General features: G+C 61.3%; 11 protein-coding genes and 2 tRNA genes. 2 read left to right on the top strand and 11 right to left on the bottom strand.

Going from position 1 to position 15,583, the window contains the following annotated elements; all coding sequences use genetic code 11:
• Positions 1–195: 195 nt before the first annotated feature.
• From tsaA to rimO, 5 genes are all read right to left on the bottom strand, one after another.
• A complete protein-coding gene (gene tsaA, locus ASC85_RS07630; protein WP_057448853.1) occupies positions 196–894 on the bottom strand; it encodes a tRNA (N6-threonylcarbamoyladenosine(37)-N6)-methyltransferase TrmO in 699 nt (232 codons plus the stop codon).
• 171 nt (positions 895–1,065) lie between these two features.
• On the bottom strand, positions 1,066–1,527 hold the full coding sequence (locus ASC85_RS07635) for a DUF1456 family protein (RefSeq protein ID WP_057448854.1): 462 nt from the start codon (positions 1,525–1,527) through the stop codon (positions 1,066–1,068).
• 57 nt (positions 1,528–1,584) lie between these two features.
• Entirely contained in the window at positions 1,585–2,295 is a 711-nt protein-coding gene (locus ASC85_RS07640; RefSeq protein WP_024617635.1) for an rRNA pseudouridine synthase, read from the bottom strand.
• 83 nt (positions 2,296–2,378) lie between these two features.
• Entirely contained in the window at positions 2,379–2,852 is a 474-nt protein-coding gene (locus tag ASC85_RS07645) for a GNAT family N-acetyltransferase (protein ID WP_057448855.1), read from the bottom strand.
• Between the two features lie 237 nt (positions 2,853–3,089).
• Positions 3,090–4,430 carry a 30S ribosomal protein S12 methylthiotransferase RimO gene (gene rimO, locus ASC85_RS07650; protein ID WP_003198379.1) on the bottom strand — a complete coding sequence of 447 codons (1,341 nt, stop codon included), beginning with the start codon at positions 4,428–4,430 and terminating at the stop codon, positions 3,090–3,092.
• Between the two features lie 273 nt (positions 4,431–4,703).
• Between rimO and ASC85_RS07655 the strand changes: the two genes are divergently transcribed.
• Positions 4,704–6,605 carry a potassium transporter Kup gene (locus ASC85_RS07655; protein ID WP_057448856.1) on the top strand — a complete coding sequence of 634 codons (1,902 nt, stop codon included), beginning with the start codon at positions 4,704–4,706 and terminating at the stop codon, positions 6,603–6,605.
• Positions 6,606–6,866: 261 nt separating this feature from the next.
• Here ASC85_RS07655 and ASC85_RS07660 read toward each other — a convergent pair whose 3' ends face one another.
• The 4 genes from ASC85_RS07660 to ASC85_RS07675 all read right to left on the bottom strand — a co-directional run bounded on the left by ASC85_RS07660 (position 6,867) and on the right by ASC85_RS07675 (position 11,331).
• A complete protein-coding gene (locus ASC85_RS07660) occupies positions 6,867–8,156 on the bottom strand; it encodes a virulence factor family protein (RefSeq protein WP_057448857.1) in 1,290 nt (429 codons plus the stop codon).
• Positions 8,156–10,798 carry a bifunctional lysylphosphatidylglycerol flippase/synthetase MprF gene (gene mprF / locus ASC85_RS07665; RefSeq protein ID WP_057448858.1) on the bottom strand — a complete coding sequence of 881 codons (2,643 nt, stop codon included), beginning with the start codon at positions 10,796–10,798 and terminating at the stop codon, positions 8,156–8,158. The genes ASC85_RS07660 and mprF overlap by 1 nt, the downstream gene beginning before the upstream one ends.
• Positions 10,799–10,951: 153 nt before the next feature.
• Positions 10,952–11,028 (bottom strand) — tRNA-Met (locus ASC85_RS07670).
• Between the two features lie 226 nt (positions 11,029–11,254).
• A tRNA-Met gene (locus ASC85_RS07675) sits at positions 11,255–11,331 on the bottom strand.
• A gap of 283 nt (positions 11,332–11,614) precedes the next feature.
• Between ASC85_RS07675 and dinB the strand changes: the two genes are divergently transcribed.
• Entirely contained in the window at positions 11,615–12,676 is a 1,062-nt protein-coding gene (gene dinB / locus ASC85_RS07680; protein ID WP_057448859.1) for a DNA polymerase IV, read from the top strand.
• Positions 12,677–12,834: 158 nt separating this feature from the next.
• On the opposite strand, the gene ASC85_RS07685 is transcribed toward dinB, so the two are convergent.
• Positions 12,835–13,788, bottom strand: coding sequence for a hypothetical protein (locus ASC85_RS07685; RefSeq protein ID WP_057448860.1), 954 nt, complete (start codon positions 13,786–13,788; stop codon positions 12,835–12,837).
• A 17-nt stretch (positions 13,789–13,805) separates the two neighbouring features.
• The gene (locus tag ASC85_RS07690; protein ID WP_057448861.1) at positions 13,806–15,521 is read right to left on the bottom strand and encodes a proline--tRNA ligase; all 1,716 of its coding nucleotides are present in this window, start codon (positions 15,519–15,521) and stop codon (positions 13,806–13,808) included.
• Between the last annotated feature and the right edge of the window lie 62 nt (positions 15,522–15,583).

Below are 15,583 nucleotides of genomic sequence, written 5' to 3' on the forward strand. Positions count from 1 at the left end.
AAGGGCGGGACGAGAAGTCTCCCACGGTCCGTACTGGCTAGAGTCGGAATCGAGCTTTTAGTCCCGCCCACCCCTTCAAGTCTAAACATACAAGCGAGCTTGCTCGCGATGGCAGCGACTCGGTCGCGCTGATTGACCAAGAAAAAAGCCCGCGCCGCCTGATGAAGGCAGCGCGGGCTTTTTCGTTTCTGGTGTTTACGGTTTCGCCGGAATCACTTCCAACACCCGAATCAACCCCGCCTGCGGGTAATGCCAACGAACATCCAGGTCCCAGAACTGCGCGCCATATTCCCGTTCGGCGGTAGGAACCTGGTACGCCGGGCGCGGGTCTTGGGCCAGGCATTGTTCAATCAGCTCCACCAGGGGCTCTCCCAGGCGCGTGGCGTGCTCGCGCGCTTGAAGCAGGGCAGTGTCCGCCCATTGCACTGGAATCAGTTCAGGCGCTGCGCTGGCGATGCTGTTGGCAGCCGAGCCGATGATGTCGGCGTAGGGCACGTAGGGCTTGATGTCCAGCACCGGTGTGCCGTCCAGCAAGTCGATACCCGAGATCCACAGCCGCCCGGCTTCGACCCGCTCCAGCTTCACCACCGACTGGCCGATGCCGTTGGGGCGGTGGGTGGCGCGGGTGGCGAACACGCCCATGGACTTGTTGCCGCCCAGGCGCGGCGGGCGCACTTTCAACCGCGGCTTGTCTTCCAGCGCCTGGTGGAACAGGAACAGCAGCCAGACATGGCTGACCTGCTCCAACCCCTGCACTGCCTCGCCCTGATCAAACGGCGCCACCAGCTCCAGCACACCACGTGCGGCCGGCGCCAACTGCGGTTGGCGGGGGATGGCGAACTTCTCCTTGAAGCAGGAGCGGACGAAGCCGATGGGAGAGACGTTGTAAGTCATGGGCTGGGATCGAGGAGGGGTAGTCGGGATGATAGTAGATCGATCGTTCCCACGCTCTGCGTGGGAACGCCTCTAGTGACGCTCCGCGTTACGCTTTTGGGGACGCGGAGCGTCCCGGGCTGCATTCCCACGCAGAGCGTGGGAGCGATCAGGTTCAGCAGCCCTTCAAGGTCAGCCGCGAACGCGCAGCGTCAGGCCCTTGAGGAAATTGCGCAGCAACTGGTCGCCACACGGGCGGTAGTTGGTGTGGCCGAACTTGCGGAACAGCGCGCTCAGTTCCGGCTTGGACACCGGGAACTCGGCGGCCTTGAGGATGGCGTGCATGTCGTCTTCCTTCAGCTCGAAGGCCACTCGCAGTTTCTTGAGGATGATGTTGTTGGTCACCGGCACTTCGATCGGCTGCGGCGGGCGGCTTTCGTCCTTGCCACGCTTGAAGATCACCAGGCCATCGAGAAAGTGCGCCATGACCTCGTCAGGGCAGAACACGAAGCCTTCTTCCTCGTCTTTCTTGAGGTAGCCCGTCAGGTCCGTCAGGGAGACTTCCAGGCCGCCCAGCTTGATGATCTCGATGACTTTCTTGTCGCTGATGTCGAGCATGTAGCGCACGCTGCGCAGTACGTCGTTGTGAATCATGTGTGCAGTCCTGATCAATCGGCAGTGGGCGCCCCGGTTCGGTGCGGCGCCGGAAAATTAGAATTTCTCTTTGGCAGACAGGTAGCGCCACTGGCCCAGCGGCACCTTGCCGATGGACACGCCGCCGATGCGAATGCGGCGAATGGCGACGACCTTGAGCCCGACCGCCTGGCAAAACAGAGCGATCACGCCGGGCTGCGGGTTTTTCATGGCAAAGCGCAGGCGGTTCTCGTTCTGCCAACTGGCCTTGACTGCCGGCAGCTCCTTGCCCTTGTAGGTCAAGCCATGGTTCAGGCGATTGAGGCCATGGGCGACCATCTCGCCTTCGACTTCCACCACGTACTCCTGCTCGATCTTGGCGGCGTCGGCGGTGAGCTTGCGCAAGATCTTCCAGTCCTGGGTGAACACCAGCAGCCCGCTGGCGTTGGCCTGCAGGTCGGCGCTGGCGGTCAGGCGCAGGAAGTGGCCCTTGAGCGGGCGTTTGCCGAAGCGGTGTTCTTCGCTCAGGGTCTGCGGGCCAAGGGAGGCCATCGCGGTGTCTACATCCATGCCAGCAGGCGCATTCAGCAGGAGGGTCACCGGCTCCGGCGCGGTGGCCTTGGCCTCGGGGTCGAGTTCGACCTTCTGGGTGGTGACCTTGAACTGCGGCTCATCAATCACTTCGCCATCCACGGTGACCCAGCCGCCCTCGATGAACAGCTCAGCCTCCCGACGGGAACAGCCGACGAGTTCGATGAGGCGTTTGGAGAGACGAATCGGGTCAGTCATGACGGGGGCCGTAACAAAAAGAGGGTGGGCATTGTACCTGCCTGGCGCCGGTTAATCGCGGGTCCATTTGCCTCATGCCGTTTTTAGCCGCGCCCAGCCTTCAGGTCGGGCTGCTTGTAGCGCATGTGCAGCAGCGGGTAGGGTTGGTTCATGCCATCTTTTGCCGAACGCCCGACCACTTCGAAGCCTTGTTTGAGGTAAAAGCCCAGGGCTTGCGGGTTCTGCTCGTTGACGTCCAGTTGATCGGCGTTCAGGTGTTCCATGGCGTAGCGCAGCAGTTGCTTGCCCAGGCCTTGGCCACGGTGCTGTGGGTGGATGAAGAGCATCTCGACCTTGCCGGCCGCGACACCGGCGAAACCGGTGATCCGCTGGCGCGCATCCCGGGTACAAATGAGCATCACCGCATCCAGGTAGCGGGTGAGCACGAGGTTTTTCAGCAGTTCGATGTAGCTGTCCGGCAGGAAGTCATGGGTGGCACGCACCGAGGCCTCCCAAACCTGGGTCAGTTCCTGGTAGTCGCTCGGTTTCGGTGTGTGGATGACCGAATGCTGACGCATGCCCGCCTGTTCCTTGTGCTGGATGTCCTGGGTTTCTCCATACGATAGTCGTAAAAAAGCCCCGCATCTTGTAGCAAGAGCGGGGCTTTTCAATTTTTTACCGAGTTTCGCAAGAGCCTGTGGGAGCACAGCTTGCTCGCGATGGCAGCGCATCAGTCAACATTTGCAGTGGCTGACACTGCGCTATCGCGAGCAAGCTGTGCTCCCACAGGCCAACCGATCTGCTCAGCTCACAAATCAACCGATCTGCTCAGCCCACAAGTCGTACTCGTCGGCGTCGGTCACCTTGCACCAGACCTTGTCGCCCGGCTTGAGGTTGCTGCCATTGTCGATGAAGACATTGCCGTCGATTTCCGGGGCGTCGAAGAAGCAGCGGCCCACGGCACCTTGCTCGTCCACTTCATCCACCAGCACTTCGATTTCACGGCCGATGCGCATTTGCAGGCGCGCCGAGCTGATGGCCTGCTGGTGCGCCATGAAGCGCTCCCAACGGTCCTGCTTGACGTCGTCCGGCACCACGTCCAGGTCCAGGTCGTTGGCCGGTGCGCCTTCGACGGGGGAATACTGGAAGCAGCCGACGCGGTCGAGCTGGGCTTCGGTCAGCCAATCCAGCAGGTACTGGAAGTCTTCTTCGGTTTCACCGGGGAAGCCGACGATGAAGGTCGAGCGGATGATCAGGTCCGGGCAGATTTCGCGCCAGTTCTTGATGCGGGCCAGGGTCTTGTCTTCGAACGCCGGGCGCTTCATGGCCTTGAGGACTTTCGGGCTGGCGTGCTGGAACGGGATGTCCAGGTACGGCAGGATCTTGCCGGCGGCCATCAGCGGAATCAGTTCGTCGACGTGCGGGTACGGATAGACGTAATGCAGGCGAACCCAGACGCCGAGGGTGCTGAGGGCTTCGCACAGTTCGGTCATGCGGGTTTTCACCGGCGCGCCGTTCCAGAAGCCGGTGCGGTATTTCACGTCGACGCCGTAGGCGCTGGTGTCCTGGGAGATCACCAGCAGTTCCTTGACGCCGGCCTTGACCAGGCGCTGGGCCTCGTCGAGCACGTCGCCCACCGGGCGGCTCACCAGCTTGCCGCGCATCGACGGGATGATGCAGAAGCTGCAGCTGTGGTTGCAGCCTTCGGAAATCTTCAGGTAGGCGTAGTGGCGCGGGGTCAGCTTGATGCCTTGTGGCGGCACCAGGTCGATCAGCGGGTTATGGTCCTGGCGTGGCGGCACCACGTCATGCACGGCGTTGACCACCTGCTCGTACTGCTGCGGACCGGTCACGGACAACACGCTTGGGTGCACGTTGCGGATGTTGCCTTCTTCCACGCCCATGCAGCCGGTGACGATGACCTTGCCGTTTTCCTTGATGGCTTCGCCGATCACTTCCAGGGACTCGGCCTTGGCCGAATCGATGAAGCCGCAGGTGTTGACCACGACCACATCGGCGTCCTGATACGTGGACACGACGTCATAGCCTTCCATGCGCAACTGGGTCAGGATGCGCTCGGAGTCGACCAGAGCCTTCGGGCAACCCAGGGATACGAAGCCAACCTTTGGATTGGCTGGCGCGGTAGTGGTGGACATGTCTAACCTCGGTGTAGGGGGATCGTCTCTTGCCGAGACAGGGCGCCTGGCGCGCCTCTGATCAAAAAGTGCGCAATTCTATCTGTGGCCGGGCTGCTTGACCAGCTTTATACCGGGAAATGCGACGAGTGCTGCGCTATGCTTCGCGCCTTTGCGGCCAGCGGAATGTTCACAGTCAATCAATCATCTGTAACAGGAAGTAAGGCAGCACGAATATAAGGTCAAGCATAGTGCTTCTTTCCAGGAAGCCGGATCAGGTAACGGGAGTGTTGGATGGAGCAGGCAGAAAGTCGGGCGTCGGGTACCACGCACCGGGCAGCCAAGCCAATAAGCATGCTGGTGGCGGCGGCCGGAGTGGTTTATGGAGACATCGGTACCAGCCCGCTGTACACCATCAAGGAAGTGTTTTCCGGCCAATATGGTGTGCAGGTCAATCATGACGGCGTGTTCGGGATCCTGGCGCTGATCTTCTGGTCGCTGATCTGGGTGGTCTCGATCAAATACGTGCTGTTCATCCTGCGGGCCGACAACCAGGGCGAGGGTGGCATCATGTCGCTGACGGCGCTGGCCCGGCGGGCGTCTGCCTCCTATCCCAGGTTGCGCACTGTGCTGGTGATTCTCGGGCTGATCGGGGCCTCGCTGTTTTATGGTGACAGCATGATCACCCCGGCCATTTCCGTGTTGTCGGCTGTGGAGGGGCTGGAGGTGGCCTTCGATGGCCTGGAACGCTGGGTCGTACCCATGTCGCTGGTGATCCTGGTGGGGCTTTTTCTGATCCAGAAGCACGGTACCGACCGGATTGGCAAATTGTTCGGGCCGGTGATGGTGTTGTGGTTCGTGGTGCTTGGAGGCTTGGGCGTCCACGGCATCGTGCAACATCCCGAAGTGCTCAATGCCCTGAATCCTGCCTGGGGCGTGCGTTTTTTCATCGTTCATCCAGGCGTAGGCGTCGCCATTCTGGGCGCCGTGGTATTGGCCTTGACCGGCGCTGAAGCCTTGTATGCGGACATGGGCCACTTCGGCCGCAAACCCATTGCGCGGGCCTGGTTTGCCCTCGTGCTGCCAGGGTTGGTGCTCAATTACTTCGGCCAGGGCGCCTTGCTGTTGGAAAACCCGGAGGCCGCGCGCAATCCGTTCTACCTGTTGGCGCCGGACTGGGCCCTGGTGCCGCTGGTGGTGCTCTCGACCCTCGCCACTGTGATCGCCTCGCAAGCCGTGATTTCCGGTGCGTTCTCGCTGACGCGACAGGCCATCCAGCTCGGTTACATCCCGCGCATGCATATCCAGCACACCTCCAGCGCCGAGCAAGGGCAGATCTACATTGGCGCCGTGAACTGGGCGTTGATGGTCGGTGTGATCCTGTTGGTGCTCGGCTTCGAGTCGTCCGGTGCCTTGGCGTCGGCCTATGGCGTGGCGGTGACCGGGACTATGCTGATTACCAGCATTCTGGTATCGGCGGTGGCGTTGCTGCTGTGGAAATGGCCGCCCCTGTTGACGGTGCCACTGCTGGTAGGTTTCCTATTGGTGGATGGCCTGTTCTTCGCCGCCAACGTACCGAAAATCCTCCAGGGCGGTGCATTTCCGGTGCTGGCGGGCATTGTGCTGTTCGTTCTGATGACCACCTGGAAGCGTGGCAAGGAACTGCTGGTGGACCGATTGGACGAGGGTGCGCTGCCGCTGCCGATCTTCATCAGCAGTATTCGCGTGCAACCGCCCCATCGCGTACAGGGCACCGCCGTGTTCCTGACCGCGCGCTTGGACGCCGTGCCTCACGCGCTGTTGCACAACTTGCTGCACAACCAGGTGTTGCATGAGCAAGTGGTGCTGCTGACGGTGGTGTACGAAGACATTCCCCGGGTGCCGCCGCAGCGGCGCTTCGAGGTCGATGCCTATGGCGAAGGCTTCTTCCGGGTGATCCTGCATTTTGGCTTCACCGACGAGCCGGACGTCCCGCTCGCGCTCAAGCTCTGCCATCTCGATGACCTGGACTTCAGCCCGATGCGCACCACCTACTTCCTCAGCCGCGAAACGGTCATCGCTTCCAAGCTCGAGGGCATGGCCCGCTGGCGCGAGATACTGTTCGCCTTCATGCTGAAAAATGCCAACGGCAATCTGCGCTTCTTCAATCTGCCGTTGAACCGGGTGATTGAACTGGGGACGCAGGTGGAGATGTAGCAACCGGAAAACAAAAAGCCCTCGTTGCCTTGCGGCGGCGGGGGCTTTTTTGTCGGTCGCACAAATGCAAGATGACCAGTGAACCTTTGTGGGAGCGAGCCTGCTCGCGATGGTTGTGGGTCAGTTGGCAGTTATGTTGACTGTGCTGCCGTCATCGCGAGCAGGCTCGCTCCCACAAGGGGCCCTATGTGCAGTCGAGCTGGCACAAAAAAGCCCCGGCAACCAGAAGGCTGCCGGGGCTTTTTTCAGGCTTGCATCAACTCATTGTTCGGCCGTCTTGTTCTGCCGCTTGTTGATCTCATCGATCAGGCGCTTGGCCAGGGCCGGGTAATTTTCGTCGAAGTGGTGGCCGCCAGGCAGCTTGATGGCCTCGCCCACGGCTGTCTTGTCGGTGCAGCCGCTTTCGTCGGCTTCTTCAGCGCCGTAGATACACACCACTTTCTCGGCTGGTAGCTTGGCCATCTCCGGGCCGGTGGCGGCTTCGGTGCCGGCGTTGCCGAGCCAGCCTTCGACTTCGATCTCGAAGCTGCCGGTGCGGGCGAAGGCCAGCAGGATGATCGCATCGACCCGCTGTTGTTCGGTGGCCGGCAGGCGATTGTAAATGGCCGGCAACACGTCGGCGCCGAAGGAGTAGCCGGTCAGGATGAAGCGCTTGGTGCCCCAGATCTGACGGTAGTGCTGCATCAGTTCGGTCAGGTCCGCCGCGCTTTGCTCCGGGCTCTTGTGCTGCCAGTAATAGCGCAGGGTGTCGATGCCGACCACTGGGTAGCCGATCTTGGCCATTTCATCGGCCACGTCGCGGTCCAGGTCGCGCCAGCCGCCGTCGCCGGAGAGAAACAGGGTGACGGTGTCCCGCGCCTGGCTGGCTGGGACTTCCACCACCGGGATGCTCAGGCCGCCCTTGGCCTTGTCGGTGCCCACCAGGATTTTGCGCAGCTCGTTGTTCAGCACTTGCGGCAGGTTGATGTCGTAGTCGCTGATGCTGGTTTCGGCATTTTTCTGATCCCTTACGAAACCGGCGCTGGTGTCGTCAGGGTTATCGTTCCAGGCCACCAGCCAATGACCGTGGGCCGCGGTTTTTGGCAGCAAGTGCGTGCAGCCGGGTTTTTCCAGGGCCAGGTCCACTGAAACCGCCTTTGCCTTGTCATCCTTCTGCTCGGCCAGCCAGCGCCAGGCCAGCACGGCGCCCGGGCCGATGCCGCTGACCAGCGTGGCCGGGCCTTGCAGTTCTCTCAGGCCTGCTTGCAGGGCGCGACCTTGCAGCATGCAGTCCTTGGGCAGGATCACTTGGACGATCTGCGCCGAGCCACTGCGGCTGAGGGTCGTCAACTGCGTGTCGTTGAGCTTCTGGTCCTCATTGACTGCTACCAGCACCTGGGCGCGCGGTTTGGTGCCGGGGATGACCCGGGTCATCGCTGCGCCATCGGCGGGGGCCAGTTGTTCCAGGATTGGTTCCGGGGCCGGACGGTTCCAGTACCAGTAACCACCACCGAGAATTACCGCCAGCACCAGCAGGGCGGCCACTACGTATCGCCAGGAGCGTTGCATCATCAGCGTTTCACCAATCCAGTCAGGCCGCCTGCAATCAGGGCGGCGGTATCGGCCAGTGCCACCAGCGGATCGAGTCCGGCGGGCACGGCCATGTAGCGAGGTTCCCAGTCAGGCTGGAATTTGTCTTTGAAGCGGCGCAGCCCCTGGAAGTTATAGAGCTGTTCGCCGCGGCGGAACACCATCGAGCCCAGGCGTTGGGTCAACGGTGCGCCGCGACGCGGTTGCAGGCCCGACAGCGGGACCATGCCAAGGCTGAAGCGGGCGTAGTCATGATTTTTATAATGCTGGATGAGACCGACCATCATGAATTCCATGGTCAGTTTCGGGGCCTCGGGGTGGGCGCGCATCAGGTCGAGGCTGGCCAGTTCGTGACTGTGGGTTTCCAGCAGGTTGGCGAACGCCACTGGCCGGCCCTCGAAACGAATCACCGCGATGCGGAAATGCTTGAGGTAGTCATCGCTGAAACGGCCCAGGGAGAAACCTTTCTCACGCACGTTCTTGCCGGTCAGCCAGGCATCGGAAATGACCTTGAGCTCATACATCGGCGCCTGGCCCGGTTCATGGATCTCCAGCGACAGGCCGTCACGTGTGCCGCGGTTCCAGGTATAGCGCAGGTCCTTCATCTCTTTGCCCTTGGCTTCGAGATCGAAACGCTTGAGGTCGACCCGTGCTTCCTCGCCCAGCTTGATGGCTGTCAGGCCGATGTCCATGTAGTACGGCAGGTTCTCGGCGCGCACCTGGTAGAACACGGGGCGGGCATGGTGGATGTCACACAGGTCGCGGAACTGCCAGATCATCTCCGCCCGTTGCTGGGTGGGACCGATCGGGTCGTACAACGCCACCAGGCTGCGACCACGGCGGGCGTACATCAGGAACGCTTCGTCGTTGGGGTGAAACAGCAATGCCTTGTCGCCAGTCAGGGCCAGGCCACCGTCGGGTTGCGAAGACGTCATGAGAATCGTCTTGGCCCGCTCCAGCTCTTCTGCCGTCGGCAAATGGATCACCGGTCGCGCGGTGCGCAGCAACCAGGTCAGGGACACCACCACCAGCAGCACCGCGGCGCCCAGCAGGGAACGCAGACCGCGAGGGGCGTCGGCATCGAGAGTGAACTGCCACCAGAGTTGATGGCTGTAGGGAACATCCTGGTAAGCAAACAGCAGCAGCCAGATCGACGCGCCGAGCACGCAGATACTGGCGATCAGGAACAACGGGGAAAAGGGCAGTTCAGTCAGGCGGCTCGGGCGATAAAAGGAGCGCCGGAATATCGCCAGCAGGGTGGCCGTCAGCGTCAGCAGCGTGGCTTCTTCCCAGTCAAAACCCTTGAGCAGCGAGAGCAGGGCGCCGACCAGGAGCAAGACCGTGGTCAGCATCCAGGCGGCCGACAGGCGACGGCGCAGGCCTTGGGCGAGCAACAGGCACAACACGCCCACCAGGCTGGCACCGAAGTGCGAAGCGTCGACCAGCCGATGAGGGATCAGGAAGCCGATGTGCTCCAGGCGGGTGTCGATTTCCGGCGTTACCCCGGAAAACAACAGCACGACACCTGAGAGGAACACCAGCACCGCCAGGATCGGCGCCGCGAAACCCGATGCCGCCCGCAGGGTCTGGCGCGTCTGGAACAGCCGTTGTGCTTCATTGATCAGCAGCAGTATGCAGGCCACCAGCATCGGCAGCAGCACGTAGATCAAGCGATACAGCAACAGCGCGGCGGCCAGTGGCGCGGCCCCGAGTTTGTCGGCGAATGCGGCCAGCAGGATCGCTTCGAATACTCCGACACCGCCCGGTACGTGGCTGAGCACCCCGGCAGCCAGCGCCAGCAGGTACACCAGCAGGAAGGCGCCGAACGGCGGCGCTTCGGGCAGCAACAGATACAACACGGTGGCGGCGGCGGCGACATCCAGCGCGGTGATTACCAATTGCAGGAAGGTCAGGCGTCGGCCCGGCAGGCGCAGCGTGCGGCGCCCGGCCTTTACCAGCAGGCTGTCACGATGAGGCTGTTCCGGCAGGCGTCGGCGGTAAATACCGATGGCCAACACGCTGGTGAGCAGCAGCACCGCCACGGAAATCGCCCCCAGCAAAGTCGCAGGCAGGTGCAGCGCGGCGGACGCGGCGGGCAGGTTGCTGAGCGTCGCCAGGGCCGCCAGCGGCGGCAACGCGCAGCCCAGGGACAGGCTGGCGAACAGCGTCATGTGGGCGACATCCGAGGCCCCCAGGCCATGACGCGCATACAGACGGTAGCGAACCGAGCCACCCGACAGCAGTGACAGGCCAATGGCATTGCCGATGGCGAACGCGGTGAATCCACCCAGGACCATGGTTTGTGGCGGCAGTGTCACCCCGGCATAACGGCTGGCGGACCACTCGTAGCCCAAAAGAATGATGAAGCCGGCTACCGTGGCGGCGATCGCGCCCAACAGGGCCGGTCGTGGCACTTCCAGAATTGAATCATGCAGGGCGTAAAGATCGAGCTCGCTCAGCAAGTGGCGACAGGCAATCAAGGCAATCGCAAACAGCAGCAACGTTACCGCGAGACCAATAGGCTGGCGGTATTGACTGATCCGATCCAGCCAGCGCAATCGTTCGGCTTTGATCGGTTGTGTCGCAGTAACAGGGTCTTGCGGGTCAGACGAGTGGGCGCGCATCAATCACCTCTTGAGCTATGCGCGACAGGATGGGGGTATCCAGCCAAGTTACCAATCCCCGCGGAGGAAAATAATTACAAAATCTTTGTAATGTAGAGCTTTTTTCGCCAGGCACAAAAAAGGCCACTCTTTCGAGTAGCCTTTCTTGATATTTGGTTGCGGGAGCCGGATTTGAACCGACGACCTTCGGGTTATGAGCCCGACGAGCTACCAGACTGCTCCATCCCGCGTCTGTGTGGCGGCATTCTAGAACGCCCGCGTGTCAACCGTTAAAAGGTAATGAGCTCAAATAAACGTTCGATCCGCCCCTTGCCGTCCTAAACACTCGGAATTTAAAGAAAATTGTCCTACAACTGGTTGTGTGTAGGGGGGCGTGGGCGGTGACTCTCTGATCAGGCGGTCAAAAATGGACACGCACAAAAAAGGCCACTCTTTCGAGTAGCCTTTTTTGATGTTTGGTTGCGGGAGCCGGATTTGAACCGACGACCTTCGGGTTATGAGCCCGACGAGCTACCAGACTGCTCCATCCCGCGTCTGTGTGGCGGCATTCTAAGAATCGCGCGGCTGTCAACCCTGGCTTTATAAAAAACTGTTCCGCTTCAAGTGCTTAGCCTTGGAGAAAGGCATTGTGACAGCGCTGTGACGCAAGCCTGGCAAGGGCTGAAGCTCTATTGGAGGCTTCATTGCGATTGAAGAAGTAAATTTGTGTAGGCACTTTCGGCTCTCGACGAAGGATCTTTTAAACTACTGGTGCTATATACAGGTCCTGGTGCGATACTGGTGGCCCGATTCGTCGCACACTCTGCTGCTTTATTTATGACGCAACGTAAGATCATCCATGTCGACTGTGACTGTTTCTATGCCGCCATCGAGATGCGCGATGACCCGCGGCTGGCCGGCAAACCCTTGGCGGTGGGAGGCTCGGCGGATCGGCGGGGCGTGATTGCCACCTGTAACTACGAAGCGCGGGCCTACGGAGTGCGCTCGGCCATGTCTTCCGGCCACGCCTTGAAGCTTTGCCCGGACCTCACCATCGTCAAGCCACGAATGGATGCCTATCGGGAAGCGTCGAAGGAAATTCATACGATTTTCAGCGATTACACTGACCTGATCGAGCCGCTGTCGCTGGACGAGGCCTACCTGGACGTCTCCGCTAGCGCCCATTTCGGTGGCAGCGCCACCCGCATCGCCCAGGACATTCGCCGACGGGTTTCCAACCAGTTGCACATCACTGTGTCCGCAGGCGTCGCGCCGAACAAGTTCCTGGCCAAGATCGCCAGTGACTGGAAAAAGCCCAACGGGTTGTTCGTCATCACCCCCGACCAGGTCGATGACTTTGTTTCGGCCCTGCCGGTCAACAAGCTCCACGGTGTTGGAAAGGTCACCGCCGATAAGCTGAACCGGCTCGGCATCGTCGATTGCCTGCAACTGCGCCAATGGGACAAGTTGGCGCTGGTGCGCGAATTTGGCAGTTTCGGTGAGCGCCTCTGGAGCCTGGCCCGTGGGATCGATGAGCGGCTGGTGCACAACGACAGCCGACGGCAATCCATCAGTGTGGAAAACACCTACGACGTCGACCTGCCCGACCTGGTGAGCTGCCTCGACAAACTGCCGGAACTGATGGAAACCCTCAATGGGCGCATGGCGCGGATCGACAGCAGTTATCGACCGGGCAAGCCGTTCGTCAAAGTAAAATTCCACGACTTCACCCAAACCACACTGGAGCAGGCTGGGGCAGGGCGGGACCTGGGCAGTTACCAGCTGTTATTGACCCAGGCGTTCAACCGGGGCGGCAAGCCGGTGCGGTTATTGGGGATAGGGGTGCGGCTGGAGGACTTGCGCGGTGGGTTTGAGCAGTTGGAGTTGTTTGAGCGGTGAGGCTTACGATGAGTGCCCTGCTTGGCGCGGTCCTAGTGGCARGGGAATCCTGTGGGAGCAAAGCTTGCTCGCGATGGCATCCTTGAGGCCGTCATCGCGGGCAAGCCTTGCTCCCACAGGTCTTGCCCTCACACAATCCCCTTGTCACAGGAGGTATTTCAGTTAGCGCCAGGATCCGCCACCAACCGCCCGCCATCCTTGGTCAGTGCTTTCATGAATTCGGCCTGCAACTCCGGATCATTGCGCGTCAGTTCGATCAGGCTCTGTTCCAGTTCGCTGGCCTCTTCTTCAAGTCCCAGCTCCGACAGGCGCTTGACTCGATGCACCCATTGGCTCACCTCGTCATCTTCCAGGTCGTCGTAGATCAACGCGTGGGCTTCCAGCAGCTTGCTGCGCAAGGTGCTGCTGATGCTCAGGGATGAGTCGGTGTGCACTTCGTCCTGGGCATCGGTCACGCTGATCTGCAATTTGCCGAATTGGCTCAAGTCCTGCTCGGCGAACGGGCTTTCCAGCAGGTTCAAGCGCAGCACGCCGTTACGGTCGGTGCTCAGCTCGAAGGTCTGCCGGGCAGCCTTGACCTCCACCGGGCGTTCGCTCCAAGGCAGGCTCGAGTGTTCCGTGCGCTTGTCGCGCTGGATTTCGTCGATGCCCGCCAGGTTCTGCTGGGCGCGGCCATGGGAAGGGACGTTCATGAACGGGTTGAGCCCGGCGAAACCGTAGCTGATCCAGTCACGGGTCACGGAGTCCGGCAGGTTGCCGAGGGCGAACACGTTGACCACGTTTGCGCCGACACCCGCTACTACCGCCACCGCGCCCAAGGGGATCTCGTAAATTTCCCGCCAGGGCTGGTACGGCGTGTAGCGATCGTAATGACGAGTGACCTCGAACTCAGTGACTTCGAAGGTCTTCTGCTCATTGATTCGCACCCGACGCTGCGGCAGGTCGAGCACCTTGGGTTCGCCCACGTCGATCTGCAGGCTGTGGTCGAGCAATTTGCGCTCGACCCGCTCTTCGTGCTCGCTGCGTTGCGACATTTGGTTGGCACAGCCGCTGACCAGCAGGGCGCCGCACAGGGCGGCGCCACCGAGGCCTAAGGTGTTTCGCTTGAACATGACGTCTCTATCTGGTGTCAGCGGCGGATACGGGCCTGGAGGAACGACAGCACGTCGGCGACCGGCAGCGCTTGCGGCTCGGCCTCGGTGCGGCTCTTGTATTCCAGGTTGCCTTCGGCCAGGCCACGGTCACTGACGACGATCCGATGCGGGATGCCGATCAGTTCCATGTCCGCGAACTTGATGCCGGGGCTGGTTTTCTTGTCGCGGTCGTCCAGCAGCACTTCGAAGCCGGCGGCCGTCAGTTCGGCGTAGAGCTTGTCGGTGGCTTCACGCACCAGGTCGGTTTCATAGCGCAGCGGCACCAGGGCAATCTGGAAAGGCGCCAGCGTGTCGCTCCAGATGATGCCTTTCTCGTCGTTGTTCTGCTCGATGGCGGCAGCCACCACGCGGGAAACGCCAATGCCGTAGCAACCCATTTCCAGGGTGACCGGCTTGCCGTTTTCGCCCAGCACTTCGCACTTCATCGCCTTGCTGTATTTGTTGCCCAGCTGGAAGATGTGCCCGACTTCGATGCCCCGCTTGATTTCCAGGGTGCCCTTGCCGTCCGGGCTCGGGTCGCCGGCCACGACGTTACGCAGGTCCGCAACGGTTGGAACCGGCAGGTCGCGTTCCCAGTTCACGCCGAAATAGTGCTTGTCGTCGACGTTGGCGCCGATGGCGAAGTCGCTCATCAATTCAACCGAGCGGTCGATGATGATCGGCAGTGGCAGGTTCAATGGGCCGAGGGAGCCGGCACCGGCACCGATGGCGTCGCGCAGGTCGGCTTCGGTAGCCATGACCAGCGGGCTGGCGACGCCTGGCTGGTTGGCGGCCTTGATTTCATTGAGCTCGTGGTCGCCACGGACGATCAGGGCAATCAGCTTGCCTTCCTCTTCGGCCCGCACGATCAGGGTCTTGATGGTGCGTTCGATTGGCAGGTTGTAGCCTTCCACCAACTGGGCAATGGTCTTGGCGTTCGGCGTGTCCACCAGGCGCAACTCTTCGGTCGGCGCGGCGCGGGAGGTTTCCCGTGGTACGGCTTCGGCTTTCTCGATGTTGGCGGCGTAGTCGGAGCCATTGCTGAAGACGATGTCGTCTTCGCCGGACTCGGCCAGTACATGGAATTCGTGGGAGCCGGCGCCGCCGATGGAGCCGTTGTCGGCTTCAACCGGACGGAACTTCAGGCCCAGGCGGGTGAACACGTTGCAATACGCCTGGTGCATGCGGTCGTAGGTGACTTGCAGCGAGGCCAGGTCGGTGTGGAACGAGTAGGCGTCCTTCATGATGAATTCGCGACCACGCATCAGGCCGAAGCGTGGACGGATCTCGTCACGGAATTTGGTCTGGATCTGATACAGGTTGATCGGCAGCTGCTTGTAGCTGCTCAACTCGTTGCGCATCAGGTCGGTGATCACTTCTTCGTGAGTCGGGCCCGCGCAGAAGTCGCGACCGTGACGGTCTTTGATGCGCAGCAGCTCAGGGCCGTATTCTTCCCAGCGCCCCGATTCCTGCCACAGCTCGGCCGGTTGGGTGCTCGGCATCAACACTTCCAGAGAACCGGCAGCGTCCATCTCTTCGCGAACGATGGCTTCCACCTTGCGCATGACCCGCAGGCCCATCGGCAGCCAGGTGTACAGACCCGAAGCGAGTTTGCGGATCATGCCGGCACGCAGCATCAACTGATGGCTGATCACGACGGCGTCGGAAGGCGTTTCTTTCTGTGTGGCGAGCAAATATTGACTGGTGCGCATGGTTGGCCGTTGTCGGTTGCTGATGACGAGAAGTGACGGAGCATTGTACGGGCGAGATGCCC

Source organism: Pseudomonas sp. Root401, from assembly GCF_001425105.1.
GTDB classification, from domain to species: domain Bacteria; phylum Pseudomonadota; class Gammaproteobacteria; order Pseudomonadales; family Pseudomonadaceae; genus Aquipseudomonas; species Aquipseudomonas brassicacearum.

What these genes read in the sequence shown, in the direction of transcription:
- tsaA (WP_057448853.1), bottom strand. Translation starts at nt 894, where the DNA reads ATGACTTACAACGTCTCTCCCATCGGCTTCGTCCGCTCCTGCTTCAAG.
- ASC85_RS07635 (WP_057448854.1), bottom strand. Translation starts at nt 1,527, where the DNA reads ATGATTCACAACGACGTACTGCGCAGCGTGCGCTACATGCTCGACATC.
- ASC85_RS07640 (WP_024617635.1), bottom strand. Translation starts at nt 2,295, where the DNA reads ATGACTGACCCGATTCGTCTCTCCAAACGCCTCATCGAACTCGTCGGC.
- ASC85_RS07645 (WP_057448855.1), bottom strand. Translation starts at nt 2,852, where the DNA reads ATGCGTCAGCATTCGGTCATCCACACACCGAAACCGAGCGACTACCAG.
- rimO (WP_003198379.1), bottom strand. Translation starts at nt 4,430, where the DNA reads ATGTCCACCACTACCGCGCCAGCCAATCCAAAGGTTGGCTTCGTATCC.
- ASC85_RS07655 (WP_057448856.1), top strand. Translation starts at nt 4,704, where the DNA reads ATGGAGCAGGCAGAAAGTCGGGCGTCGGGTACCACGCACCGGGCAGCC.
- ASC85_RS07660 (WP_057448857.1), bottom strand. Translation starts at nt 8,156, where the DNA reads ATGATGCAACGCTCCTGGCGATACGTAGTGGCCGCCCTGCTGGTGCTG.
- mprF (WP_057448858.1), bottom strand. Translation starts at nt 10,798, where the DNA reads ATGCGCGCCCACTCGTCTGACCCGCAAGACCCTGTTACTGCGACACAA.
- dinB (WP_057448859.1), top strand. Translation starts at nt 11,615, where the DNA reads ATGACGCAACGTAAGATCATCCATGTCGACTGTGACTGTTTCTATGCC.
- ASC85_RS07685 (WP_057448860.1), bottom strand. Translation starts at nt 13,788, where the DNA reads ATGTTCAAGCGAAACACCTTAGGCCTCGGTGGCGCCGCCCTGTGCGGC.
- ASC85_RS07690 (WP_057448861.1), bottom strand. Translation starts at nt 15,521, where the DNA reads ATGCGCACCAGTCAATATTTGCTCGCCACACAGAAAGAAACGCCTTCC.